This is a genomic window from Bradyrhizobium sp. Kon56 (assembly GCF_055807635.1).
In genome coordinates, this window is record NZ_JBVVOU010000139.1 from 1 (window position 1) to 529 (window position 529).

A 529-nucleotide genomic window follows, 5' to 3' on the forward strand; every position below is an offset into this window, starting at 1 on the left:
CCCTGGTCCAGGGTGCGTTGACCACCACCTTGCTGTGCCTGTTCACCGTCATCGGCAGCCTGCTGGCGGGCATCAGCCTGGCGGCGTTGCTCACCTCGGGCAACCCGTGGTTGGCCAAGCCGGCACGGGTATTTGTCGAAGTCACGCGCAATACGCCAACGTTGGTGCAGCTGTACTGTGCGTTCCTGGTGCTGAACATGCTGCTGACCCAGGCGGTCGGCGCGGCCAACCCGTTGACGCCGTTCGCCTGGGTAGTGATCGTGATTTCCCTGCACAAGGGCGCGTTCCATGCCGAAGCGCTGCGCGCCGGCATCGAAGCGGTGCCCGCCGTGACGCTGGAGGCCGCCAGCTCCCTGGCTTTCAGCCGCCGCCAATTGCTCTGGTATGTGCAACTGCCGTTGGCGCTGCGCTTTGCCTTGCCGTCGCTGATCAACAACCTGATCGACCTCGTGAAGATGACCGCCGTGGCCTCGGCCATTGCAGTGGGCGATATCACCTACGCGGCCATCATGATCTGGACCCAGAGCGA

General features: G+C 64.3%; 1 protein-coding gene. It reads left to right on the top strand.

Annotated elements, in window-relative coordinates; all coding sequences use genetic code 11:
* On the top strand, window positions 1–529 hold a 529-nt coding region (locus tag AC0L3B_RS38315; RefSeq protein ID WP_473382756.1), incomplete at both ends, for an ABC transporter permease subunit.